This window comes from Brevundimonas sp. S1H14, assembly GCF_047716865.1.
In the GTDB taxonomy this organism is placed as follows: domain Bacteria; phylum Pseudomonadota; class Alphaproteobacteria; order Caulobacterales; family Caulobacteraceae; genus Brevundimonas; species Brevundimonas naejangsanensis.
The window spans coordinates 1,458,074-1,480,332 of sequence record NZ_CP136679.1 but is presented as its reverse complement, the minus strand read 5'-3'; the positions used below and the strand labels follow the sequence as shown (position 1 = coordinate 1,480,332).

The 22,259-nt window shown below is 68.1% G+C and carries 25 protein-coding genes; 6 read left to right on the top strand and 19 right to left on the bottom strand.

Features of this window, described 5'->3' with window-relative positions; genetic code table 11:
- Position 1: 1 nt before the first annotated feature.
- From RSD66_RS07260 to RSD66_RS07210, 11 genes are all read right to left on the bottom strand, one after another.
- Positions 2 to 670, bottom strand: coding sequence for a hypothetical protein (locus tag RSD66_RS07260; protein ID WP_119411763.1), 669 nt, complete (start codon positions 668 to 670; stop codon positions 2 to 4).
- 81 nt (positions 671 to 751) lie between these two features.
- On the bottom strand, positions 752 to 3,463 hold the full coding sequence (locus RSD66_RS07255) for a transcriptional regulator (protein WP_415289478.1): 2,712 nt from the start codon (positions 3,461 to 3,463) through the stop codon (positions 752 to 754).
- Positions 3,464 to 3,712: 249 nt separating this feature from the next.
- Positions 3,713 to 4,600 carry a flagellin gene (locus tag RSD66_RS07250; RefSeq protein WP_415289477.1) on the bottom strand — a complete coding sequence of 296 codons (888 nt, stop codon included), beginning with the start codon at positions 4,598 to 4,600 and terminating at the stop codon, positions 3,713 to 3,715.
- A gap of 144 nt (positions 4,601 to 4,744) precedes the next feature.
- On the bottom strand, positions 4,745 to 5,026 hold the full coding sequence (locus RSD66_RS07245; RefSeq protein WP_415289476.1) for a flagellar protein FlaG: 282 nt from the start codon (positions 5,024 to 5,026) through the stop codon (positions 4,745 to 4,747).
- A 92-nt stretch (positions 5,027 to 5,118) separates the two neighbouring features.
- Positions 5,119 to 5,904, bottom strand: a complete 786-nt coding sequence (locus tag RSD66_RS07240) for a flagellin (protein WP_415289475.1) — start codon at positions 5,902 to 5,904, stop codon at positions 5,119 to 5,121.
- Between the two features lie 259 nt (positions 5,905 to 6,163).
- Positions 6,164 to 6,343: a hypothetical protein gene (locus RSD66_RS07235; protein ID WP_415289474.1), complete on the bottom strand. Its 180-nt coding sequence runs from the start codon at positions 6,341 to 6,343 to the stop codon at positions 6,164 to 6,166.
- A 4-nt stretch (positions 6,344 to 6,347) separates the two neighbouring features.
- Positions 6,348 to 6,770, bottom strand: coding sequence for a hypothetical protein (locus RSD66_RS07230; protein WP_415289473.1), 423 nt, complete (start codon positions 6,768 to 6,770; stop codon positions 6,348 to 6,350).
- Positions 6,767 to 7,150 carry a M15 family metallopeptidase gene (locus RSD66_RS07225; RefSeq protein ID WP_415289472.1) on the bottom strand — a complete coding sequence of 128 codons (384 nt, stop codon included), beginning with the start codon at positions 7,148 to 7,150 and terminating at the stop codon, positions 6,767 to 6,769. Before RSD66_RS07225 ends, RSD66_RS07230 begins: the two co-directional genes overlap by 4 nt.
- Positions 7,147 to 7,404, bottom strand: coding sequence for a hypothetical protein (locus RSD66_RS07220; RefSeq protein WP_415289471.1), 258 nt, complete (start codon positions 7,402 to 7,404; stop codon positions 7,147 to 7,149). Before RSD66_RS07220 ends, RSD66_RS07225 begins: the two co-directional genes overlap by 4 nt.
- Positions 7,401 to 7,592, bottom strand: coding sequence for a hypothetical protein (locus RSD66_RS07215; RefSeq protein ID WP_119411755.1), 192 nt, complete (start codon positions 7,590 to 7,592; stop codon positions 7,401 to 7,403). The genes RSD66_RS07220 and RSD66_RS07215 overlap by 4 nt, the downstream gene beginning before the upstream one ends.
- 4 nt (positions 7,593 to 7,596) lie before the next feature.
- Positions 7,597 to 9,084, bottom strand: a complete 1,488-nt coding sequence (locus RSD66_RS07210) for a DUF2793 domain-containing protein (protein ID WP_415289470.1) — start codon at positions 9,082 to 9,084, stop codon at positions 7,597 to 7,599.
- Positions 9,085 to 9,300: 216 nt separating this feature from the next.
- Between RSD66_RS07210 and RSD66_RS07205 the strand changes: the two genes are divergently transcribed.
- Positions 9,301 to 10,251: an endonuclease/exonuclease/phosphatase family protein gene (locus RSD66_RS07205; RefSeq protein WP_415289469.1), complete on the top strand. Its 951-nt coding sequence runs from the start codon at positions 9,301 to 9,303 to the stop codon at positions 10,249 to 10,251.
- Here RSD66_RS07205 and RSD66_RS07200 read toward each other — a convergent pair.
- The 6 genes from RSD66_RS07200 to RSD66_RS07175 form a co-directional block, all read right to left on the bottom strand.
- Positions 10,232 to 11,440, bottom strand: a complete 1,209-nt coding sequence (locus RSD66_RS07200) for a CCA tRNA nucleotidyltransferase (protein WP_415289468.1) — start codon at positions 11,438 to 11,440, stop codon at positions 10,232 to 10,234. The genes RSD66_RS07205 and RSD66_RS07200 overlap by 20 nt on opposite strands.
- Positions 11,437 to 12,111 (bottom strand): CoA pyrophosphatase, encoded by a 675-nt coding sequence (locus RSD66_RS07195; protein ID WP_415289467.1) that lies wholly within the window; start codon positions 12,109 to 12,111, stop codon positions 11,437 to 11,439. The genes RSD66_RS07200 and RSD66_RS07195 overlap by 4 nt, the downstream gene beginning before the upstream one ends.
- The gene (locus RSD66_RS07190) at positions 12,108 to 12,668 is read right to left on the bottom strand and encodes a DUF1285 domain-containing protein (RefSeq protein WP_415289466.1); all 561 of its coding nucleotides are present in this window, start codon (positions 12,666 to 12,668) and stop codon (positions 12,108 to 12,110) included. Before RSD66_RS07190 ends, RSD66_RS07195 begins: the two co-directional genes overlap by 4 nt.
- A gap of 48 nt (positions 12,669 to 12,716) precedes the next feature.
- Positions 12,717 to 13,229 carry a GNAT family N-acetyltransferase gene (locus RSD66_RS07185; protein ID WP_415289465.1) on the bottom strand — a complete coding sequence of 171 codons (513 nt, stop codon included), beginning with the start codon at positions 13,227 to 13,229 and terminating at the stop codon, positions 12,717 to 12,719.
- Between the two features lie 63 nt (positions 13,230 to 13,292).
- Positions 13,293 to 14,066: an enoyl-CoA hydratase gene (locus tag RSD66_RS07180; protein WP_024353093.1), complete on the bottom strand. Its 774-nt coding sequence runs from the start codon at positions 14,064 to 14,066 to the stop codon at positions 13,293 to 13,295.
- A complete protein-coding gene (locus tag RSD66_RS07175; RefSeq protein WP_415289464.1) occupies positions 14,063 to 15,136 on the bottom strand; it encodes an MBL fold metallo-hydrolase in 1,074 nt (357 codons plus the stop codon). Before RSD66_RS07175 ends, RSD66_RS07180 begins: the two co-directional genes overlap by 4 nt.
- 133 nt (positions 15,137 to 15,269) lie before the next feature.
- Between RSD66_RS07175 and RSD66_RS07170 the strand changes: the two genes are divergently transcribed.
- From RSD66_RS07170 to RSD66_RS07150, 5 genes are all read left to right on the top strand, one after another.
- Positions 15,270 to 16,178, top strand: coding sequence for a hypothetical protein (locus RSD66_RS07170; RefSeq protein ID WP_415289463.1), 909 nt, complete (start codon positions 15,270 to 15,272; stop codon positions 16,176 to 16,178).
- Positions 16,179 to 16,288: 110 nt separating this feature from the next.
- Positions 16,289 to 17,074, top strand: a complete 786-nt coding sequence (xth, locus tag RSD66_RS07165) for an exodeoxyribonuclease III (protein ID WP_415289462.1) — start codon at positions 16,289 to 16,291, stop codon at positions 17,072 to 17,074.
- A gap of 3 nt (positions 17,075 to 17,077) precedes the next feature.
- Positions 17,078 to 17,620, top strand: coding sequence for a hypothetical protein (locus RSD66_RS07160; RefSeq protein ID WP_415289461.1), 543 nt, complete (start codon positions 17,078 to 17,080; stop codon positions 17,618 to 17,620).
- Between the two features lie 75 nt (positions 17,621 to 17,695).
- On the top strand, positions 17,696 to 18,616 hold the full coding sequence (locus RSD66_RS07155; RefSeq protein ID WP_415289460.1) for a cobalamin biosynthesis protein CbiG: 921 nt from the start codon (positions 17,696 to 17,698) through the stop codon (positions 18,614 to 18,616).
- Positions 18,617 to 18,664: 48 nt separating this feature from the next.
- The gene (locus RSD66_RS07150; protein ID WP_415289459.1) at positions 18,665 to 19,492 is read left to right on the top strand and encodes a hypothetical protein; all 828 of its coding nucleotides are present in this window, start codon (positions 18,665 to 18,667) and stop codon (positions 19,490 to 19,492) included.
- Here RSD66_RS07150 and recN read toward each other — a convergent pair.
- Both recN and RSD66_RS07140 read right to left on the bottom strand, forming a co-directional pair.
- A complete protein-coding gene (gene recN, locus RSD66_RS07145; RefSeq protein ID WP_415289458.1) occupies positions 19,449 to 21,146 on the bottom strand; it encodes a DNA repair protein RecN in 1,698 nt (565 codons plus the stop codon). The genes RSD66_RS07150 and recN overlap by 44 nt on opposite strands.
- 95 nt (positions 21,147 to 21,241) lie before the next feature.
- The gene (locus tag RSD66_RS07140) at positions 21,242 to 22,123 is read right to left on the bottom strand and encodes an outer membrane protein assembly factor BamD (protein ID WP_415289457.1); all 882 of its coding nucleotides are present in this window, start codon (positions 22,121 to 22,123) and stop codon (positions 21,242 to 21,244) included.
- Between the last annotated feature and the right edge of the window lie 136 nt (positions 22,124 to 22,259).

Here is a 22,259-nt window from a genome sequence, read left to right as displayed (position 1 = left end):
CTCACAGCTCCGGGAACTGACATTGGCGGTCCTGCTGGGCCAGGGTGCGGAAACGGTTGTTGTCGGTCGACTGCTCCACGCGGCGCGGGACCAGACGCAGGGTCGTGTCCCCCCACCGCCCGTAACGCGCCTCGCCCGGCGCGACGCAGGTTCCCGAATAGAGAGCCTGGACACAGGCCGCCAGGCTCATATTGCCCGACACTTGGCGCCATTCCGAACCGGTGTGGCGCAGGCAGGCCGTGCCCGAGGTAGAAGGCGCCGCGCGCGTATCCTCGGCGGCGCCCGGCTGGCCCGCAGGGGCGATCTCGACGGCCGGGGTCGAAGGCAGTTCCGGCGGCGGCGCGAAGGAGGCCGTCGGCGCCGCGACCAGCGAGCCGGAAGCGTCCAGCCCCACATCCAGGGCGCTGGTGGCCACGCCGTTGCGCTTGGCGCAGTCGGCCAGGGTGGCCAGGCCGACGAACTGGCCGTCCACGAAGCAGCGCAGTTCCCGGGTCGGCTCCAGCGTCGGGGCCTCGGCCACGTCGATGGTCAGTCCGCCCTTGGACGCAGGCGGCGGCTCAGATGGCGCGCCCTTGCCGCCGCTGAAGACCAGGGCGGCGGCCACGGCGCCGACGACGGCCAGACCCGCGCCGACGATCAGAACCGTACGATTGTCTTTCGAAAGGGCCATGCAGCTCTCAACGCGCCAAAGAAGGCCCCACTAACCCCGAGCGCCCCACAGCCGTCAACCGAAAGCGCCCTCAACCCCGGCTTAGCCTGTGAGTCTCGCCAGAGCAGCCTGATAGTTGGCCAGTTGCGCCTGCAGATAGGCCGGAGCCTGGCCTGTCACCTTGGGCTTGTCGCTTGCCGGGTCCAGGGCGCGATAGGCGTCGCGCATGGCCTTGATCGCCAGTTGCACCTGATCCCGCGACTTGGCGATGGCCTCTGCGCTGGACAGGTTCAGCAAGGGCGACAGGTCGATCCCGAAGGTCTTGCTCTTGTCCTGTGTCTTGCCGATGAAGCCGGGCGTCAGGCCCAGTCCCGCCAGGGCGTCCCGCCCGGCCTCGCCCGGCGTCAGAACGGCTCCGGCCCTCCCGTCGGCGCTGGTGATGGAAAGGCGCTGGACCCCGCCGCTGGTCACCCGTGCGTCGCCGTCCATGCCGGTCACATAGTCGCGGTCGGTCTTGATCGTGACCTTCAGATAACGCCCCGACGCCATTTCGATCTTGCGCGCCAGCGACTGCAGCGTGTCCTTGGCGTCGATCGTCACGGCCGTCTTCCGGCCGGTCAAAGGGTTCTGCACATAGAACCGGTCGCCCGCTCGGACGGCCGTCGCATCCACCAGGGTCTTGGACTGGCTCTGGCTGATCTCGCCCTGCGGCATGCCCCACCGATCCAGCACGCTGGCGCCGCCCGAAGACACGGTCAGGGCCAGGGGCTTGGCCTGGCCGTCAGCCGCCGTCCATGTCTGGCTCCACTCTACCTGCCCCGTCTGCACGTCCAGTCGCGCCAGATAGCCGCGCGAGGGGTCTTCGGCCTTGGCCCCGATGGCGCGATCCGACACGCCGGTCAGCCAAACCTTGCCGTCGTGCACCTTGACGTCGGCGGCGGTGTCGTCGCCCGCCCCGCCGTAATAGGTCACCCGATCCGCGCCCGAGGCGGCCAGGTCCGTGGACAGGACAGCGACAAAGGCGTCCTGACCTCCGGCATGAGCATTGGCGACCTGACCCGCATTCAGGGCGCCGTTGCCGGTCGCGCCCGAGATGATCAGCCGCCCGTCCGCCACCGCAAGGCCAGCGATCTCGCCGCCCGAAGAGGAGCCCAGATTACGCACGCTCAGAAGCTCGGGCGCGCCCGTCGCGCCGATACGGAAATGACGCACGACAAAGGCGCCGTTCTCGACGCCCGCCGTGTAGAGATTGTCGCCGTCGACAGTCATGGCCTGGACGTTGTCGTCGCCGGCCGTGCCGAACTGGGTCGCCCCTGTCGCCGTCGCCGTAATCGGCGCCAGACTGTGGACCTGACTTTCGCTGAAGGCCTGAACATAGCCGTCCCAGCCGCCCACGGCCAAGGTCCCCGGCATGGCCGACTTGGCCCGCCCCGCCACATAGACCCGCCCGTCGGCGCCGAAGGAGACGGCGGTCGCTTCATCCTCGGCCTTGGCGCCGCGCCTCTGGGTCCACTGTTCGCGCCCCTGAGCGTCGAAGACGGTGACGAAACTGTCGGCCGTCGTGGCGGAGGCGCCTGCCTCGCCGGGCACAAGAGCGCCGATCACCGATCCGGCCACGGCCACCCGCCCGTCCGCATCCACGGCGATGGCGTAGCCGCTGGCCTTGGACGCCGCGCCCAGAGCGCGACTGACGACCACATTGCCCGCCGAATCCAGCTTCATCAGAACGACGTCGCCCTGCCCCTTGATCGGCTGGGTCGAGGCGCCGGCGCTGACATCGGCCACAATCCACATCGAACCGTCCGGCCCGGCCGCGCTGGCCCGCACCGTCTCGACGCCGTCCGGCAGGGACGAGACGCCGCTGCGGCCCTCGACCCAGAACCCGCCGCCGGAGCCCGCCACCGGATTGCCGTCCGGGTCGAACTTCAGCACCTCATGGGCGCCCTTGCTGCCTGCCCCCTGTACGACCTGAATCGAATCCCGCGCCTCGGCGGGGGTGAAGCTGATCGTCTCCAGCGAGACGCCGGCGACCGTCAGCCCCCAGCGCGCCGGCCCGGCCGGAAGGGTGATGGTCTTGTCGCCCGCCTTGACCGTGCGCGGCTCGGCCTCAATCGTCTGCCGATGGATGCGGGTCTGCACGCCCGCCTCTTCCAGCTTGCCGTTGATGTGCTGCACCACCGCATCCATCGTACGCGGCGTCGCCCCCATCTCAGCCAGGTCGATATCGACCGTCTGGCTTCCGGTCGTGGTCTTCACCGTGATGCCGAAACGCACGTCGCCTTGGAAAGCCGCGACCTCGTCGGTCAGGGCGCCGTCGTGAATCGGGCCGGTCAGATATTTGGGATTGTCGCGCGGCACCGCCGCTGTCGACTGGCTCTGCGAGGCCGAGACGCCCTGAACCACGCGCACGCCTTCGAACTGAGCGGAATTCAGGAAATCCATCACCTCCGTCATGCCGGAAGCGAACCGTCGAGACAGTTGCTCGGATTCCATACGGGTGACCCCGCGTTCGCCCGCGCGGTTCGTCAGGGCCTCAAGCATGGTCAGCCCCTGATACAGGGCGAAAATCTTGCGGTAGTCGCTTGAGGAGACGCCCTTGACGTCAAGAACGGCATTGTCCTCGTTGACGAGCTTTCGCCCGCTCAAGGCCGTACGCAGAAGGTCCGACTGGCTGGGCTTTTCCTTGCCGCTCAAGGTCCACGGCGCGGTCGGTTGCGTCTTCGGCTTGGGCGCGGACTGCGCGGACGACGAGGCGCCCGCTCCTCCGGCGAGACCGTAAAGGCCCAGCAGATAGCTGTTGTTGATCACCGCCACGAAAGCCTCCGCAGGCCAGCTTGCCGCAGGCACGGTAACGAATTGTTTAACCCCCGCACGCAACCGCCCCGCGTCAGCCGCAGTTCACTCTTGTCTGCAGCCTGATGTGGAGATGTTCATGTCGCGCGTACGCTGGCTTTTAATGCGGCTGATGAGCCTTTACGGCCTGATGCCCCGCCCCGCGCCGCGCCGCCGGCGCCCGCCCGTCACTCTGGGCTATGGGCCGACCCGGCGAATGGGTTAGCGGCTTCAGCCCTTGAACAGCGACAGGATGATCTGCGGCGCCTGGTTGGCGATCGACAGAGCCTGAGCGCCGAGTTGCTGCTGCACCTGCAAGGCCTGCAGACGTGCGCTTTCACGCGCCATGTCCGCGTCCACCAGATTGCCGACGCCGACTTCCAGCGAATCCATCAGCTTGGTGACGAACAGGGTGTGCTTCTCGATCTGCTTGGACTGAGCGCCCAGTTCAGCGAGCTTGCCGCTGGCGCCGGTCAAAGCGGTTTCAACCAGAGCCAGCGCAGCCTCAGCGTCCGCCTGCGTCAGCAGCTCAGGCATAACGTCCGGGTCCGTCGGCGCAGCGCCCGCGACAGCTAGACCAAGCCCGCGCAACGACAGGTCCTGCCGGTTCATGGTGATGGTTTCGGACGCATCCGCATTCGCAAGGAAGTTAAGCGGGGTCAAATCGGCAGGCGTCGCTGCCCTGACGCCGTTCACCTTGCCGTTCAGGATATTCTCGCCATCGAATGAGGCGTTGTCCGCAAACGACTGCAAGGACTTCAGCAGCGACTGAAACTCATCGTTGTAGGCCTTGCGCGTCGCGTCCGACGCCGACGGGTCGGCCGCCGCGGTGGCCTTCTGACGAAGTTCGACGAGGATATCTGAAATCTGCTGACCAGCCGCCAGGGCCACATCGGCGACCGAGGTCGCCCGGTTCAGGCTGGTCTTGACCGATTCAAGCGCGTTCATGTCGGCGCGCTGGTTCTGGGCGATGGCCCAGGTGGCGGCGTTGTCCTTGGCGCCCTGGACCTTCAGCCCGGTGTTCACCCGGCTCTGGGTCGCCGCCAACTTGGAGTTGGTGGCGTTCAGGTTCTGAAGCGCGATAAGCGCCGACGCATTGGTGATTACGCTGTTGGTCATGGCCGTTCTCGCCTCAGATCCGATTCTGGCGAGTAGTAATGACGCTGATTCCTGAGCGTATGGTTAACGGCGCCGCAACGCCTGTTAACGCCGCCCGGCGCCGCCGAGGGGCGTCAAGCCGCCTTCCGTCGCCCAGACCGCCGCTCAGATCTCGGTCTTGATGATCTTGCCAACGTCATAGGCCGGGCTCTGACGCAGCTTCAGGACTTCTTCACGAGGGAACTGGCGAACCACCTCCCCGGTGACCCGATCCAGGGTCTTATAGACGTAGCCGGTCGACTCGCGCTCGATCGTCAATCGGTAACGACCTGCGTCGTCGCTATCTTTCTGCGCGCCCTGCACAGCTTGCTGCGCCTCGATAGCGCCGCCCTGGGGCTCGCGATCGAGGTAGGTTACGCTGGACACTCCCGCGACATTGTCAGCCATATCCTTTCGCGCGGACGCGCCGCGCCTCCCGTATCGAACGACACGAGAAAGGGGCGAACCTTACGGCCCGCCCCCTTCCTAATCGCATCGGATTAGCGGAACAGGCCCAGCAGGATCGAGCTGGACTGGTTCGCGATCGACAGCGCCTGCACACCCAGCTGCTGCTTGGTCTGCAGAGCCGTCAGGCGAGCGCTTTCCTTGGCCAGGTCGGCGGCCACCAGGTTGTCGACGCCGACTTCCAGGGCGTCCTGCAGCTTGCCGACGAAGACGTTCTGACGGCCCAGCGACTTGGACTGGGTGCCCAGCGTCGCCAGATTGGCGGTGAAGCCCTCAATCGCCGTCTGAATGTCATCAGCGGAGTCGTAGGTGGCGGCCGTGACGCCCGAGGTGACAGCAGCAGCAAAGCCCACGTCGTAAGTTGCGGTCGAATCCAGGCCGGTGCGCACGGTCGTAACCGTGCCGTCGAACAGGTTGATGCCGTCGAACTTCGCGCCTTCAATGGCCGAGTCGATTTCTGCAACCAGCGCGTCATAGTCAGCCTGATAGGCCGTCTCGGCGGCGCTGCCGGTCTCGACGGTTTCCAGGGCGACGGCGATGCTCTTCAGTTCCTTGAAGGCTTCGACGACGGTGTCGCCGGCCGCCAGGGCGACATCCACCAGCGACTGACCGCGCGAGACGGAGTTCTTGACTGCGTCCAGCGAGGCGATGTCAGCGCGTTGGTTGGTGGCGATGGCGAAGATCGCGCCGTTGTCTTTGGCGGTGGCGACCTTGAAGCCCGTGTTCACGCGGTTTTGCGTGACGTTGAGGTCACGGTTGGTCGCGTTCAGGTTTTGCAGCGCAACGAGGGCGCCAACGTTCGTGTTGATGCTGTTAGCCATTTTGGCTGTCCTTTGTCTTCAGACGATGTCCGACGCCATTTTGGCTGCCGGGAGCTTTCTGCTCGGAAGGTCAGGTCGCAAGTGGCGGGCCAACAGAGCGTCGCTGGTTCCAGAAGCCAGCGCATTGATTTTTCAATGTTAGATTCTGGAAACCATATCAGAACGCCCGGCACTTCCTGCCGTCAGCGAGCGTAGACGGCAATAAGTGCCGGGCTTATCGGCAAAAAATGCCGCCTGCTGTCCTATCGAAAAGACAAACTCACGGACGGGAATGCACCCATGCGTCGATCAGGGCGCGTTCGGCCTGAAGCGTCTCAACCGCCAGTCGCCGCGCCGCATCGCACGTCAGGATCTGCCCGCCGCGCCGCACATAGGCCTCCTCCAGATCCGCCGTCGTGGCCGCCTCGGGCAGCACCGCCAGATCACAGGGCCGCGTCACGGCGTCAGGAAGGATCAGACGCGGCGGTGCAGCCGGCGACGGCTGGGGCAAGGCGGCACAGTTCGCGGTCATGATCACGCAGGCGCTGAGCGCGAGCGGGGTCCAGAGGCGTATCGGCGTCATCGGCGGTCCTTGCTTGGGTTTCAGCCGTCGCGGTCGCCCGCGCCACGGCCTCGGCATGATGGTGAAAGGCGTCCAGAGCCTCGAGCTGGCGACCGCGCGCGGCGGCCTCCAGGGCGCGGGCGGCCGCCAGGGCCTCGGCCTGATCCGCGCGGCGCTGAACAGTTTCAAGACGGCGCGCCTGCAGATGCAGCGGATCCCACCGCACCCCGAGTCCTCGCCCGACGATCAGAATCAGAACTACGACGACGCCGAACGCCGCCAGCCAGCCCAGCGGCGTCAGGGTGCGAAGAACGCCGCCGCTCATGGATAGGCCCCCCGGTCCAGTTCGTAATGCGGGCCGTCGCGCAGACGCGGCCAGTCGCCTCCCCAAATCAACCGCACGCCCCGCCCTTTCGCCGCCGCCTTGAAGGCCTCGGCGATGCGCGGATAAAGCGGCCAGTCCCAGCGGACCTGCCCATCGACCCAGGCGGCCACATCAATGGCGTGCCCGGTCAGGTGGCGCGAGTTCAGCGTCCGGCTGGCCCCTGCCCGCACCAGCTCCGCCTGACGCGCCGCCGTGCGCAGGCCCTCGGTGACCATGAAATCCACCGGCGTCAGCTCGATGGCGGCCTCGACCACGGCCACCAGGTCGGGATGCACCCCCTGCAGCGCGGCGCGCGAGCGTTGCGAAAGCCGGAAGCTCATGGCCGCCCGCCCGCGCGCAGACGCATCATATTGACGATCTGCTGGGCGCTGGGCGCCACCAGATAGAGCAACAGCATCAGGGCGATCAGTCCCATCAGGCCGTCAGCAATACGCGGCAGGTCCGAGGCCTCAGCCCGGCTCACCGCCAGCCGCAGCAACAGCCACAGGGCCAGGCTGGCCGCATAGACATAGATCCGCCGCCACAGCCAGCGGCCCTCAGCGAGATCATGCGTCGGTTCCTTGGGCGTCATCATTGGTCGTCCTCCGGATCAAAGGGCGCGGCGGAGACCCGCCAGTCGGCGCCCAGATGGTCGAAACAGTCGTCGGCGCTGAGCCGGTCAGGCGCGGACCAGGTCTCCTCGTCCGGCAGTTCAGGCAAAGGAGGCGCGGCCTCGTCCCACTGCTCCACAGTTTGAATGATGCGATGCAGGCGCTGGGTCATGACGTCACCCGATCGCCGTCAGCCGGACCAAGCCGGGCGCGCCCGCGCCGCCTGCGCCCGCCGCCGTCACGCCCGCGCCGCCCCCGCCGCCGCCGCCGCCGTAAAGGCCCCCGTCGCCCCCTGCACGCCCGGCTCCGGACGCCTGAGCGCCGCCCCCCGCGCCGCCGCCGCCCGCCCAGTGCAGATCGTTTAGAGGCGCGTTCTGTCCGGCGTTTCCGACGCCAGCGCCGCCCGCCCCGCCGGTCGCCTTGACCGACAACAGGCCGCCATCGCCCCCGGCGCCGCCCGACTGGATGATATTCGCCGCGCCGACGCCCCCTCCGCCGCCGCCGCCGCCCGGTCCATCAGGCCGCGCGCCGGACTGGCCCGCCATGCCCGTCGCCGTGACCGAAGAGGCTCCGCCCCCATTGGATGCCATCAGGCCGCCGCCGCCGGCGCCGCCAAGCCCGGCCGCGGACGCGCCGCCCGCCCCGCCGCGCCCGCCCTCGCCGGTCAACAGCGTCACGCCGCCCAGTGTGATGCGGCTATCGGCGCCCGGCTCGCCCGCAGCGGCCGAGCCGGAACCACCGCCCCCGCCTGCCCCGACGACGATGCTCAATCCGGCGCCTAGCGCCTCGACAGGCCAAAGGGCGCTCATCACCCCGCCCGCGCCGCCGCCGCCGCCGCCGTGGCGGCTGGTCCCGGCCGGACCGGCCAGCCCGGCCCCGCCTCCTCCGCCGCCGCCGACGCAGACCGCTTCGACCCAGCGCGCCCATTCAGGAGGCGACCAGGGCCCGCCGGTCGTCAGGGTCGTCGTCTCACGCCGCGTCGCGCCGCGGGCGAACCAGGCGCGGCCGGTGTGCCGGTCGGCCATCAGCACCTCGCGCCAGGTTCCGCCGTCCGCGCTGACCTTCAACCGCAGGTCGTCGTCGCCGATCAGGCCCAGTTCGGCCCGGCCGCCCCAGCCGCTCTGGAACAGCAGGGACAGCACGTCCGCCGATGTCTGCTTGTTGAAGGTGAAGCGCAGATCGCCGTCGCCGCCGCTCTCGCTTTCCAGCGCGGTCCACAGGGCCTTGTTCGCCCGCACCGTCACTACGTTCGTCGCGTCCGCCGTGGCGTTCACGCCCAGGCGGGTGATCTGCTGCAGTTCGTCCGGCGTCGCGGTCTGAAGCGGCGTCCAGTCGCCATTACGGCGCACGACGATCTCTTCGCTGTCCAGCACCACGGCCAGATGTCCATCCGGCGTGGGCGTCACGGTCCAGCCGCCCAGCTCATGACGCATCAGCGCCCCCGCCGCCCGGCCCGACCAGTCATCACCCTGTGCCGCTTCCGGCAGGATGTAGAGGTCGCCGTCCGAGGCCTCGGCGGGTTGGATGGCCGTCGTCCGGCTGACCACCGCCGTCTGGGTCAGGGCGTCCAGAAAGGTCAGCGCCTCGTTCAGGGTGACGTGCTTCTGAAGTTGTCCGGCCGCCAGATAGGGCAGGCCCAGCCGCGCGCTGGCGTCGATGCTCATGTTCAGTCTCCGTGGATCAGGAGATGTCAGTCTGTGCAGCCGCCCCATGCAGGCGCGTCGATCGGATCGAGGCGTCGCCAAAGCCGGGAATTTTCAGGCATCGGCGTATTCGGTCGCGATAGCCGCGCCGTTTCTGCGCGCGGAACGGCCGCCTCGACAGCGCCCGGATCGGCGGCTAACCGGATCAGCCCACTCCCGCCGTTCGCGATCTGCTGCATGACCCTGTTTCAGGCCCTGACGCGCCTGACCGCCCTGGCCGTTCTGGCGCCGCCCGCCCTGGTCGCCGTCTCGGCGCTCAGCCGCATCGGCCACCGGCTGCCTGATCTGCTGACGCAGTTCACCGCTCCGGCCCTGATCGCGACGGTGGCGGTGTGCGAGGTCTTCCTGTTGCTGAGGCTGTGGGACATGGCGGCGCTGGGCGGGGTCGTCGCAGGACTGCTGCTGGTCGCCGTCTGGCCGCAGTGGACGCCGCCGCGCGGGACGCCTGCCGATGGCGCCGCAACGCTCACCCTCTATTCCGCCAACCTGTGGGCGCGGAACAATGATGCGGACGCGGTCGCCCGCTCCATCGCCGCCGCAGACGCCGACATCGTCATGCTGATCGAGCTCGGCGACGGCCCCAACGCCCGGCTGGACGAGGTTCTGGCGGCCTATCCCCACCGCGTCGCCACCCCGCGCAAGGATCGGCCCAGCGGCGCAGCGCGCTCGGTGATCGCCTCGAAACGGCCGCTGCGCCGCGTGCGCGACGCCGACGGTCAGGGGCTGGCCGCCCTGGTCGCCGAGGCCGAGACGGCGCTGGGGCCGGTCCATCTGATCGCCGTCCACATGACCCGCCCCTGGCCCTTCCAGCATCCTTACGGCCAGATCAGTCAGGCCGAGCGGCTGGCCGGACTGCACCACGGACTGACGGAGCCGGTCGTCATCGCGGGGGACTTCAACAGCGTCTCCAGCGGCCGCATCGGCCGTCAGATCAAGGCGCAATCCGGCCTGATCCCCGCCCCGGCCTGGCCCGGCACCTGGCCCGCCGTGGCGCCCTCGCCGCTGGGCGTCACCATCGACCATGTATGGCGCTCGCCCGATCTGGCCCTGCTCGACCGGCGGCTGGGCGACAGGACCGGCTCGGACCACCGTCCCGTCATCGTCGAGCTTACGCGGGCGACGCAATAAGCGCCTTCAGCCGCGCCTCATGACCGTGGTCGGGGAAGTCGTCGGCGATCCAGCCGTCTTCAAAGGCCTTCAGGACGCGGCCTGTCTCGGGCCCCGGCTTCAGACCCAGTCGCGCCAGATCACGCCCGCCGACCGGCAGCTTCGGCGGCGTCCAGTCGGCCGCGAGGGCCAGCAACGCCTGCATCCTCGCCGCCTCGCCGCCCCCCGCCCAGGCGCGCATCACGCGATCCTCGAACGCTTGCCGCCCCTCGCGCCATATGACGGCGCGCGCGCGCGCGTCGCTAATATCCGGGTCAAGCGGCGCTCTAGCGGCGGCGATCAGCCGGTCCTTCTGGGCGTTGGAGAGCCGCAGCCGGTTCGCTGATGCGCGCACCGTCTCAACGTCCGCCGGCAACAGGGCCGACAGCCGCAGCACCGGGTCCGGGCTGACCCCGACCATCGCCTCGAACAACGTCAGGCTATCAGACGGCGGCAGGATACGGCCCAGGACCCCCGCATCCTGCATCAGCCGCACCGCCGGACGCGGATCGGGCGCGGCCAGCAGCTTGAGCATCTCCTTCGACACCCGCTCGGCCGACAGCCGCTCGACCCCTTCGGCCAGGGCGGCGCAGGCGGCCACCGCAGCCGCATCCGGCGCGCCTCGCCCATACCAGGCGAAGAAGCGATAGAAGCGCAGAATGCGCAGATAGTCCTCTTCGATGCGCTGTTCCGGCTCGCCGACGAAGACGATCCTTCCCGCCAGCGCGTCGTCATAGCCCGCCCCGGTCGGGTCGAGGATCACGCCTTGCGCATCGGCATAGAGGGCGTTCAGGCGGAAATCCCGCCGCGCCGCGTCCTCGGCCCAGTCGTCGGTGAAGGCGACAGTGGCGCGCCGTCCGTCCGTCGAGACATCGCGGCGCAGGGTGGTGATCTCGAACGGCTGGCGCTCCGATATGGCCGTGACCGTGCCGTGCTCCATGCCGGTCGGCACGCTCTTCAGCCCCGCCGCCTTCAGCGCCCTGACCACCGCCTCGGGCATCAGGACCGTGGCGATGTCCACGTCGTCGATCGGCGCGCCCAGCACGGCGTTGCGCACGCAGCCCCCGACGAAGCGGGCGCAGTCCGCCCCGCCCGCCGCCGCCAGAGCCGCCATCACCGCACGCGTGGCGTCGGCCGTCAGCCAGTCCTGCCCCTCAAGGACGCGGCTCATCCCACGCGCTCGCTCGCGTCGGCCTCGGCGGCCTGATGCGGCGCGGCTTCCTCGCCATAGAGGCGGTTGAACAGTCCCTTCAGAATGCCCGCCGTCACGCCCCAGATGTAGCGCTCGCGATAAGGCATGGCCCAGAACCAGCGGCGCGGCCCGTTCTCCTGATCGTAATAATCACGGCGATGGTTCACCGGGTCCATCAGGAAGTCCCACGGCGCCTCGAACACCTCGGCCACCTCGGCGGGCGACGGGGTGACAGCGGGCGGCGCCGTCAGCCAGCCGACCACCGGCGTCACCAGAAAGCCGGTGCCCGTCTCATACGGATCGCCCAGCCCCAAGGGCTCGACCACGGCCGGGTCCAGCGCAATCTCCTCCCACGCCTCACGCAAAGCCGCGTCCAGCGCCGTCTCGCCCGGATCGAGTCGTCCGCCCGCAAAGGCGATCTGCCCCGTATGGCTGGCCAGACTGTCGGATCGCCGCGTCAGCAGGACGCTGGGGCCGTCCTCGCGCGCGATGATGGGGATCAGCACCGCCGCCGGTCTCAACTTGACCTTCGGACGGCTGAAATCGGGGTTCAGGTCATAGTCGGACCGCACCGCCCCACGCTGCGGCGACCACGCCGATACCGGGTCCAGCTTCTGTTGCAGCCGCGCCTTCAAGCCGGAACAGGTCAAAGCCCCGCCCCTTCCGGCCCCAGCGGAAACGTCACCCCGCCCGAGCGCACCGCCAGCCGTCCGCCCGCCTCCTGCGCCCGTTCGACCAGCTCATAGAAGACCGGCCGCGCGATCCGCGCCCACAGATCGCCGCGCACATGAACACGCGGCGCAGGCTCGCCGGTCGCCGCGTCCGTCTCGACGACGATGGCGTGGTCGGGACCGGCGGCGGCCTCGTCGCCCTGATCCGTGGTGAAGACCAGCGCCTCACCCTCTTCGCGCACGGCCACGGCGCGGAACGGCAGATCCTCGACCGCGATCTTCAGCTTCTCGACCGGCGTGACCAGGTGATAGCCGTCCGGATCCTTCCTCAGCACCGTCGAGAACAGCCGCACCAGCTCGGACCGGCCAATGGGCGATCCTTCATGCATCCACACCCCGTCGGCGCGGATCAGGATGTCGATCTCGCCGCAATGTTCAGGATGCCACAGATGAACTGGAGGCAGACCTCGCCCCGGCGCCTGACGGGCAGCCTCGGCCACGCCTGTCAGACCCGAGGATGTCGGTGGGTTCGTCATGTCTGAACTATGGGATGCGTCGCCCTCCAAAGGAAGGCCGCGCCCGGCTCAGGCGTCGGGGCGCACCGCTCCGACCGGCGCCGCATCAGTGAAAGGCAGCCACATGACCCGGCGCTGGTCCACCGGCCCCGGCAGCACGGCGTCCGGCGCCGGCTCAAACCCGAAGCGCGAGAAATAGGGCGGATCGCCGACCAGCAGAATGCCGTCCAGCCCCAGCGCCCTCGCCTCTTCGATGCAGGCGCGCACCAGTTCGCCGCCCAGCCCGGTGCTGCGGCTGGCCTTGTCCACGGCGATCGGCCCCAGAAAAACCGAGCGCGCCTCGCCCGTCAGGATCGACCACAACCGTACCGAACCGATCAGGCGGCCGTCTTCATGCAGGCAGAACCCGGCCGCCAGCGGCGCCCGCTCGCGCAGACGTTCGGCCGTCTTGGCGAAGCGGCCGGGGCCGAAGGCGGCGATGACCAGGGCGTCGACAGCCGCCGCATCGGCCGTCGTCTCACGCGTAATCGGCCCCGCGATCTGCGGGTCGTCTGAAGGGGCGGAGGCGGGCGCGGCGTTCATGCGCGGCCCCTAGTCCCCCACGCCCGCCGAATCAATCGCGATCTTCGGCGAAACCGCCGGAAATCAGCCCAGTTTGGAGAAGTCCGGAGCCCGCTTCTGGCTGAAGGCCATGAAGGCCTCCATCGCCTCGGGACTGCGCATCTGAGAGCCGAACGCCTTGGCTTCCATCTGCATCACGCCCCACAGGGCCTCGGCGTCGCGCATCAGGGCCTTGGTCTTGCGGATGGAGTTGGGCGCCCGCGCCGCCAGCTTGCTCGCCAGATCCGCCGCCGTCGTCTCGACCTGATCGGCCGGAACCGCGCGGTTGGCCAGCCCCCAGGCCAGCGCCGTCTTGCCGTCGATCGCCTCGCCCAGGGCGAACAGTTCAAACGCCCGCTGATGCCCCAGCACGCGCGGCAGCAACAGCGACGAAGCCGCCTCCGGCGCCAGCGCCAGATTGACGAACGGCACGGACAGCAGGGCGTCTTCGGCCGCCACCACCATGTCGCAGTGCAGCAGCAGCGTCAGGCCGATCCCCACCGCCCGGCCGCGCACCGCCGCCACGGCGGGCTTGTCCAGATCGGCCAGCGCCTTCAGGAAGCGGAACACCCCCATCTCGACCAGATCGCCTTCGGTCTGGCCCAGGGAAATGAAGTCGGCGATATCGTTGCCCGCCGAGAAGGAATCGCCCTCGCTTCGGAACAGGATGACTCGGACGGCGTCGTCAGCTTTCGCCTTCTCCGTCGCATCGGCCAGCGCCGTATACATCGCTTGCGTGATGGCGTTCTTCTTATCGGCGCGGTCGAAGACGACCGTCAGGACGCCGCCCTCCAGATGGGTCCGAATATGTTCGCTCATTGGCCTGTCTCCGAAAGGCTCCACCAGTCCACGCCGTCCCCGTCCCGCTCGCGGCGGACACGTCCCTGGCGTTCAAGATAGTTCAGGTGCGCCAGCGCCTCGCCGGTCGCCATGCCCAGCACGGCGTCGCCCACCGGCCGCGCGAAAAGGGCGCCGAACACATCCACGGCGCGGCACGGCGTCCGCAGCGTCTTCTCCAGCCGCTTCAGCGCCACCTCATGCCCGCGCATCAGCGCTTCCAGCCGCAGGGTCACGCCATAGAACGGCTCCCCATGCGCCGGCAGCACCAGCAGATCGCCCGGCAACCGTTCCTTCAGCGCCGCCAGCGACCGGAGCCAGTCGCCCAGCGGATCGGCCTGCGGCTCCGTCGGCCAGATCGAGATGTTGGAGGAAATGCGCGGCAGGATCTGATCGCCGGCGATGAAAACGCCGTCCTTCTCGCGCCACAGACAGACGTGTTCAGGGCTGTGGCCCTCGCCGACCACCACGCGCCATTCGTCGTCGCCGATGATCAGCGCCTCGCCATCCTGCACCCGACGATAGTCGCGCGGAAAGTCCTGCACCATGCGGCCGAAACCGCCATAGCCGTCGCGCCAGCGCGCCACCTGCTCGTCCGACCAGCCAGCCGCCCGATAGAAGGCCTCAGCGCTCGCCGGAGGCCCCAGGGCCTCGTCGCCGATCAGCAGTCGCGCCGTCACATACTCCGTCCGCGACATCAGCAGCGGCGCGTCGAACCGCTCGCACAGCCAGCCCGCCAGTCCGATGTGATCCGGGTGCATATGGGTGCAGATGACGCGGGTGATCGGCCGCCCTCCCAGCACGCCCTCCAACGCCGTGTTCCACCCGTCGCGCGACGCATCCGTCGCCAGCCCGGCGTCGACGACCGCCCAGCCCTCGCCATCTTCGATGGCGTAGAGGTTGATGTGGTTCAGCGCCATCGGCAGCGGCAGGCGCAACCACAGGACGCCAGGCGCCACGACGGTCGCTTCGCCCGCTGCGGGCATCGCCAGGGCGGGATAAGTCAGACCGCGCTCCGTGCGGGTTCCTGCAAGGGTTTCGCCGTCAGACAAGTCCGTCTCCAATCGCAACTATGGTTCTTATGACGGATTCCAGGTCGCGTCTATTCTTGACCCGAGGCGTCAGCGCGGTCAGGGATATGCAACTTTCTTAAGGAGCGCCCCCGTGTCCCGTAATGCTCGTACTATGATCGCTGTGACCGCGGCGGTCCTGATCTCCGGCCTGACCTCGCCCGCCTTCGCCCAACGCTCCGCCCAGGATCAGGACGGCGTCCGGGTCACCGAGGCGCAGAGCCGCACTTCGCGCAACCGCGAACGCCAGCCGCGCAACCAGCCCAAGCCGCCCAGCGCCGAAGAAATTCAAGCCGGCGCCCAGGCCGTGCTGACGGCGACCAACACCAACTGCCAGATGACCGAGTCCAAGCTGCTCGGTCAGTCCGCGGCCAAGGAGTCGCTGTACGAAGTGTCGTGCGCCACCGGCCCCGGCTACCTGCTGCTGACCTCGACCCCGCCGCAGGCCACGGACTGCATGGTGCTCGCCTCCTCGGCCGAACAGGCCCGCGCACGCGACCCCAACGCCGATGTCGGCTCGCAGTGCACCCTGCCAGCCAACGACAACGCCATGGCCGTCTTCACCGCCTTCGCTCAGGAAGCCGGTCTGACCTGCACGGTCGACGAGGGCCGCATCATCGGCGCCAAGCCAGGCGGCGCGGTGGTCTATGAAATCGGCTGCGCTGGCGTCGACGGCGCCCAGATCAACAAGAGCGGCGCCGGCTGGGAAGTCGTGGACTGCCTGGAACTGGCCTCGGCCGGTTCGACCTGCCGCTTCACCACGGAGCAGGAGCAAGCCGCCACGGTCAAGGCCATGCTGGCCGGGTCGGACGCCGCTTCGTGCGACGTGACCCAGGTCCGCTACATGGGCAAGAACGCCAACGGCGCCTTCTATGAAGCCGCCTGTAACGGCGCCGACGGCCTGATCGCCCGCGTGAACACCGAGAACGCCGTGCAACAGGTCTACCCTTGCGAAACCGCCTCCCAGATCGGCGGCGGCTGCAAGCTGACGACCACGCCTCCGGCCGCAACGCCGAACAGCTGATCCTTCGCATCAGACTGAAGTTTCCAGACGCCGCCGGAGCGATCCGGCGGCGTCTTTGTTTTGGGCGCCCCTCTTCCCGAAAGGGGCGGCTCACCTTAGCCTTGCGTCCCATGCGCATCGCCACCTGGAACGTGAACTCGGTCAACGCCCGCCTGCCTACGGTGCTGGAGTGGATTCAGGCCGCCAATCCCGACGTCGCCTGCTTCCAGGAGATCAAATGCGTGGACGAGAAGTTCCCGCGCGAGGCCTTCGAGGACCTGAGCTACAACGTCGAGACGCATGGCCAGAAGAGCTACAACGGCGTCGCCCTGCTATCGAAGTATCCGCTGTCGGACGTGCGGCGCGGCCTGCCCGGCGACGGCACGGACGAACAGGCCCGCTATATCGAGGCCCTGATCGAGGCGCCCCGGCCGATCCGCGTCGCCTCCATCTACCTGCCCAACGGCAATCCCATCGGGACAGAAAAATTCACCTACAAGCTGGCGTGGTTCCAGCGGTTGCAGAATCACGCGCGCGAACTGCTGGCGCTGGAAGAGCCGCTGGCCCTGTGCGGCGACTACAACGTCATACCCGAGGCCGAAGACGCCAAGAACCCCGCCGCCTGGGCCGAGGACGCCCTGTTCCAGCCGCAGAGCCGCGAGGCCTTCCGCGCGCTGAAATGGCTGGGCCTGGCCGATTCACACGAACTGGGCCGCGAACCCGCCGGAACCTTCACCTTCTGGGATTATCAGGCAGGAGCCTGGCGTCGGGACCACGGCATCCGCATCGACTTCGCCATGCTGTCGCCTCAGGCCGCAGACCGCTTCCGCGCCATCGAGACGCACCGCGACGCGCGCGACATGGACAAGCCCAGCGACCATGTCCCTGTCGTGGTCGATCTGGATCTGGAGGCCTGATCCATGGGCGACACGTTCAGGGCTATTCTGCTGATCGCCCTGATCGCCGCCTTCCTGACCACCGGCGTCCTGCTGTTTTCCTGGTGGATGGAGTCCGAGCGGCGACTGCGGCGGGCGATGAAGAAGGCGCTGGGCGCCCCGGCCGACACCCTGGCTCTGTCGGCCCATGAAGGCCGCGCGGCCGGGCTGGACCTCGAAGGCGGCCAACTGGTCGTGCTGTGGAACCGGGGCGCAATGGGCCTTGTCTACGCCTTCGAAGAAGTGCTGGGCGCAGAGATCATCGTCGACGGCCATGTCGTCGCCCGCGTCCTGCGCGGCCAGATGCGCAAGGAAATCGACCTGGACGCGCCCGACGCCGAACTGGTCGTGTTGCGGCTGATCTTCAGCGACCCGCACAACGCCGAGTTCGAGTTGGCCCTGTGGAACGGCACGCGCACCGCGCCCGCCTCTGAGGCCGAAAAAACCAGCGGTGCCCGCTCGCCGGGCGAGGGTCTGCGGCTGGGGCGCCGCTGGTTGTCGCACGTCGAAGCCCTGATGCAACGCTGATCGCCCTTCACGGCTTGAGTCCGGACGGCTAGAACCCCTCGTCCTGCTTTTTACTTTCTTTCTTCAGGAGCCCCCGTGGCCCGCCTTTTCGACGCCTACATCATCGCCAACTGGACCGCCGCCGAAGGCAAGAAGCTGGGCGAACAGACCCTGTGGGTCGGCGTCGCCAAACGCGACGTGCGCTTCCGACTCTATGCCGAGACGCACAACGTCGCCACGCGCGCCGAGGGCGAAAAGCTGATCGCCGACCTGCTGGCCGAACACCGCAAGCGCGGCGACCGCGTACTGGTGGGCTTCGATTTCGACTTCGGATTCCCGGCCGGAACCGCCGCGCGACTTAATCTGGACGGCCGCCCGTGGGACGCGATGGGCAAGTTCCTGGCCGCCAACATCGTCGACAAGGCCGATAACGCGAACAACCGCTATCAGGTCGCGGCCAAGATGAACCGCCTGATGACGGACGAGCCCTGGCCCTTCTGGGGCGCGCCCGCCAGCCAGGCCCAGCGCTGGCTGACCACGACCAAGCCGCCCGAAGGCGCCGGCGCCGACATCCCCGAGTTCCGCGCCACTGAACTGGCCGCGCGCAAGGACAAGCTGCCGCCCAAGAGCGTCTGGCAGATGCACGGCGCGGGCGCCATCGGCGGCCTGACGCTGGTCGGCGTGCCCATGCTGCGCCGCCTGCTGGACACTCTGGGCGCCTCTGCGGCCGTCTGGCCGTTCGGCACCGGCTGGCGCGAACTGACCGAGGCCGACATCGCGCCCCTGTCGGCCGTCGTCGTCGAAGTCTGGCCCGCCCTCTATGAAGCCAAGCGCGGCGTGAACGCCGAGGGCGTCAAGGAATACAAGACCCAGGCCCAGGTCCGCGCCGCCGCCGAAGCCTTCGCCCGCATGGACGACGCCGGCGACCTGCAAAAGGCGTTTGCACCGCCTGCAAGTGCTGACGACGCGCTGATCGCCCAGGTCGAAAGCGAAGAAGGCTGGATCCTGGGGGTCTGACCTCCACCGCCGATTGAGGCTGATGGCGTTGTGTGTTCACTTCAGGATATGAACGAACACCGTCCTTTCATCATCAACCTCATGATGCACTGGACCTGCCTCCTCATGGCGGTAGCGCTGACGTCTGCGCTTCCAGCAACCGCTCACGCTGACGACGAACATTGCCGCCAGGATTCGCCGACCGTTTTCGTCATCCAGGGCGAGATCGACGATGCGATGGCCGCCTGCGTGAAGGCCCGCTTTCAGCCATCAACGACTGAGCTGCTTTTGGACAGCAGAGGCGGCTCAGTCGAAGCCGCGATCACAATCGCGCAGCATTTCGAGGGACATGGCCTCGCAATGCGCGTTCGCAATGAATGCAGTTCCTCATGCGCGAACTACTTCCTGCCCCTTGCGGGTCAGTTGATCGTTGAACCCGGCGCGCTGATCGTGATTCATGGAGGCGCAGACCCCATGCTGGTCAAAGAAATGCGTGACGAAGGCGAACCCGAACTGGTCGTGGCGGCCTTGTCCCAACTCGCCGAGCTACAACTGGACTTCGCCCGACGAAATGCAATCCATCCAGGCTGGCTTCTATATCGTCAGGCCGGTCGCGCCACGACCGACGCGCTGGATGGCGTCTGGGAGGGCTCCTCAGCCTCAACCCACGCTTATGTCGTAGAAGAAAAAATGGCGCGTAGTTGTCTGGGCGGCGTTGAAGTCCTTCCTTTTCAGGATGCCCTGAACCGCGGCCCGCTACAGCCTTCCCGCGCGCAGAAGTTGCACCAACAGGGCGTCGCCCGCTCTGCCAGTGTCGTCTGCAACAGCATGGATTGGGAGGACGTGATCGCCCCTACCCGATCAGCACTCTCGCCGCCGCCCGCGCTTCATCAGTGATCTCGGCGCCCGACAGCATCCGCGCGATCTCTTCCTGACGCGGACCTTCCTCCAGTACGTCGATAGAGGTCCGCGTGTGGCCCTCCACGTCGGCCTTGCGGACCTTCCAGTGGGCGTGGCCCCGCGCCGCGACCTGCGGACTGTGCGTCACCACCAGCACCTGCGCTCCGCGCGACAGGCGTTGCAGGCGCCCGCCGACGGCCTCGGCCACGGCGCCGCCGACGCCCTGATCCACCTCGTCGAAGATCATCACCGGCTGGCGCTGGTCCTCGCGGCTGGCCAGCGCCGCCTTCATCGCCAGCGCAAAGCGCGCCAGTTCCCCGCCCGAGGCCACCGTATCCAGCGGGCCGAAGGCGGTCCCGGCGTTGGTCGCCACCTCGAACCGCACCGTCTCGACGCCCAGCGGACCACGGCGCCCCTCGACCGGCTCCAGCGTCACGCGGAACCGCGCCCGCTCCAACTTCAGCGGGCCAAGCTCGTCCATGACGGCAGCGACCAGACGATCCCCCGCCGCCTCCCGCGCCGAAGTCAGCAGCATGGCCGCCACATCATAGGCCTCGATCGCTACGGCGACGTCGCGGCGGGCCTTGGTCAGCGCCTCTTCGCCGTCCTCGATCAGGCGCAGTTGCTCGCGCAGTTTCACCCGCAGCGCCGGCAAAGCCTCGACCGTCGTGTTCAGTTTGCGTGCGGCGGCGCGCAGGGCGAACAGCCGCTCCTCAGCCTTGTCCAGACGGCCCGGCTCGAAGTCGAAGGCGTCGGCGGCGGTGTCGACGCAGGCCACGGCCTCGGTCGCCTCGACCAGCGCCCGGTCCACCGCCTCGGCGGCCTGGGCCAGTTTGACGATGATGGGGTTGTCGCCCTCGGCGCCCGCCTGCACCGCCCGCTGGCGCGCGTGCTCCACTGCGCGCAGGGCCGAAGCCAGACGCTGGCTCAGCTTGTCGCCGCCCAGCAGATTGCGCGCGTCGGCCAGATCGGCGACCGCCTTTTCCGCCGCGCCGAGGATGGCCCGTTCGCCCGCCAGTTCCGTCTCTTCGTCCGGCTTGGGGTCCAGGGCGTCCAGATCCGCCAGATTCAGAGCGATTTCCTCAGCCCTGGCCGCCGCCTCGGCTGCGGACGCCTCAAGCTCGTCCAGATGAGCCTGCGCCGTTTTCAGACGCTCGGCCGCCCCCGCCACGCCCGTCAGCTGCGGCTGTAACCCGCCATAATTGTCGAGCAGGGTGCGGTGCGTCTTCCAGTCCAGCAGGCCGACCGTCTCATGCTGGCCGTGCACCTCGACCAGCAGGGCGCCGATCTCGCGCAGAGCCGTCACCCCGGCAGGCTGGTCGTTGACATAGGCGCGACTGCGGCCGTCGGCAGACACCACCCGGCGCAGGATCAGGTCTTCGCCCGGCGCGACCTCGAAACCGCGCTCGGACAGCAGGGCGATCAGGGCTTCATCGTCAGGCGCCGTGAAAACAGCCGTGGCCGAGGCCTGTTTGGCGCCGTTGCGCACCAGTCCGGCGTCGGAGCGGGCGCCCAGCGCCAGGCCCAATGCGTCAAGGATGATGGACTTGCCCGCACCGGTCTCGCCCGTCAGCACAGTCAGGCCGTCCTCGACCTCCAGGTCCAGGGCGTCGACAAGAACGATGTCGCGGATCGAGAGCGTGGTCAGCATGGACGATCTGATTCTAGGTTTCGCCGCATCCTAGCCGGAAACAGAACAGGAACGCAGCGACTTAATCACCGCGCGCCTGTTTTGCTGCGACCGGATCAGGCGCCGCCGGGAATCAGGCGTTGCAGCCAGGATTCGCGCTTGCCCTCAGGCTTGACGTCAAGGCCCTGCCCCCGCTCGTTCAGCAAGGCGTAAGCCTCGGCGTACCAGGGGCTGCCCGGATAGTTGTGGCCCAGGACGGCGGCGTTGCGCGTCGCCTCCTCGGTCAGACCAAGACTCAGATTGACCTCAACCAGACGGTAGAGCGCTTCGGGCGTATGCGAGGTGCGCTGGAAGGCCTCGTTGTTGATCACCGCCTTATAGCGGTTCAGGGCGCCCAGCGGCTGATTGGCGCGCTGATAGAAGCGGCCCACGGCCATTTCCTTGCCGGCCAGCTGGTCATTGACCATGTCGATCTTGACCCGCGCATCGGTGGCGTAGGTCGAACCGGGATAGCGGCGCACAACATCGCGCAGGCCCGCCAGAGCGGCCTCGGCGTAACCCTGGTCTCGGCCCACATCGACGATCTGCTCGAAGTTGCAGACGGCCTTCATGTAGAAGGCGTAGCCCGCCGAGGGATTGCCGGGGAACAGGGCGATGAAGCGGTCCGCCGCCGCGATCGCGTCCTGATAGGCGTTGTTCTGATAATAGGCGTAGACCTGCATCAGGATCGCCCGGCGCGCCCATTCCGAATAGGGGTGCTGGCGTTCGACTTCCTGGAAATAGTCGACGGCGTCCATCCAGCGCCTGGACTGCAGCCGCTGATAGCCCGTGTTGTACAGGGCCTCGACCGGACGCTCTTCATAAGCCAGGCGCTGGCGGGGCTTGGTGCCCGAGCAGGCCGAGACCGTCAGGACCGCGGCGGCCGCCGTCAGCAGGATCAGGCCGGACCGGGTTTTCGAAGCGAGCCGAGTGTTCGAAGCAGGCAAGTGCGACCTCATCAAGATGCCTTCGGGACGCGGACACGCGACACGCGCCCTCGTTAGCAGGATGCGTCCTCTATAACAGCGCCCGCGTCCAAGCCAATCGGCTGAAATCGAAGATACGTCCGGAACACGGCTGGACGCCGCCCCGTTC

Bases quoted from the DNA above. Each gene is read 5' to 3' on its own strand.
- RSD66_RS07260 (WP_119411763.1), bottom strand. From the start codon at position 670: ATGGCCCTTTCGAAAGACAATCGTACGGTTCTGATCGTCGGCGCGGGT.
- RSD66_RS07250 (WP_415289477.1), bottom strand. From the start codon at position 4,600: ATGACCAACAGCGTAATCACCAATGCGTCGGCGCTTATCGCGCTTCAG.
- RSD66_RS07245 (WP_415289476.1), bottom strand. From the start codon at position 5,026: ATGGCTGACAATGTCGCGGGAGTGTCCAGCGTAACCTACCTCGATCGC.
- RSD66_RS07240 (WP_415289475.1), bottom strand. From the start codon at position 5,904: ATGGCTAACAGCATCAACACGAACGTTGGCGCCCTCGTTGCGCTGCAA.
- RSD66_RS07230 (WP_415289473.1), bottom strand. From the start codon at position 6,770: ATGAGCGGCGGCGTTCTTCGCACCCTGACGCCGCTGGGCTGGCTGGCG.
- RSD66_RS07225 (WP_415289472.1), bottom strand. From the start codon at position 7,150: ATGAGCTTCCGGCTTTCGCAACGCTCGCGCGCCGCGCTGCAGGGGGTG.
- RSD66_RS07220 (WP_415289471.1), bottom strand. From the start codon at position 7,404: ATGATGACGCCCAAGGAACCGACGCATGATCTCGCTGAGGGCCGCTGG.
- RSD66_RS07215 (WP_119411755.1), bottom strand. From the start codon at position 7,592: ATGACCCAGCGCCTGCATCGCATCATTCAAACTGTGGAGCAGTGGGAC.
- RSD66_RS07210 (WP_415289470.1), bottom strand. From the start codon at position 9,084: ATGAGCATCGACGCCAGCGCGCGGCTGGGCCTGCCCTATCTGGCGGCC.
- RSD66_RS07205 (WP_415289469.1), top strand. From the start codon at position 9,301: ATGACCCTGTTTCAGGCCCTGACGCGCCTGACCGCCCTGGCCGTTCTG.
- RSD66_RS07200 (WP_415289468.1), bottom strand. From the start codon at position 11,440: ATGAGCCGCGTCCTTGAGGGGCAGGACTGGCTGACGGCCGACGCCACG.
- RSD66_RS07190 (WP_415289466.1), bottom strand. From the start codon at position 12,668: ATGACGAACCCACCGACATCCTCGGGTCTGACAGGCGTGGCCGAGGCT.
- RSD66_RS07185 (WP_415289465.1), bottom strand. From the start codon at position 13,229: ATGAACGCCGCGCCCGCCTCCGCCCCTTCAGACGACCCGCAGATCGCG.
- RSD66_RS07180 (WP_024353093.1), bottom strand. From the start codon at position 14,066: ATGAGCGAACATATTCGGACCCATCTGGAGGGCGGCGTCCTGACGGTC.
- RSD66_RS07170 (WP_415289463.1), top strand. From the start codon at position 15,270: ATGATCGCTGTGACCGCGGCGGTCCTGATCTCCGGCCTGACCTCGCCC.
- xth (WP_415289462.1), top strand. From the start codon at position 16,289: ATGCGCATCGCCACCTGGAACGTGAACTCGGTCAACGCCCGCCTGCCT.
- RSD66_RS07160 (WP_415289461.1), top strand. From the start codon at position 17,078: ATGGGCGACACGTTCAGGGCTATTCTGCTGATCGCCCTGATCGCCGCC.
- RSD66_RS07150 (WP_415289459.1), top strand. From the start codon at position 18,665: ATGAACGAACACCGTCCTTTCATCATCAACCTCATGATGCACTGGACC.
- recN (WP_415289458.1), bottom strand. From the start codon at position 21,146: ATGCTGACCACGCTCTCGATCCGCGACATCGTTCTTGTCGACGCCCTG.
- RSD66_RS07140 (WP_415289457.1), bottom strand. From the start codon at position 22,123: ATGAGGTCGCACTTGCCTGCTTCGAACACTCGGCTCGCTTCGAAAACC.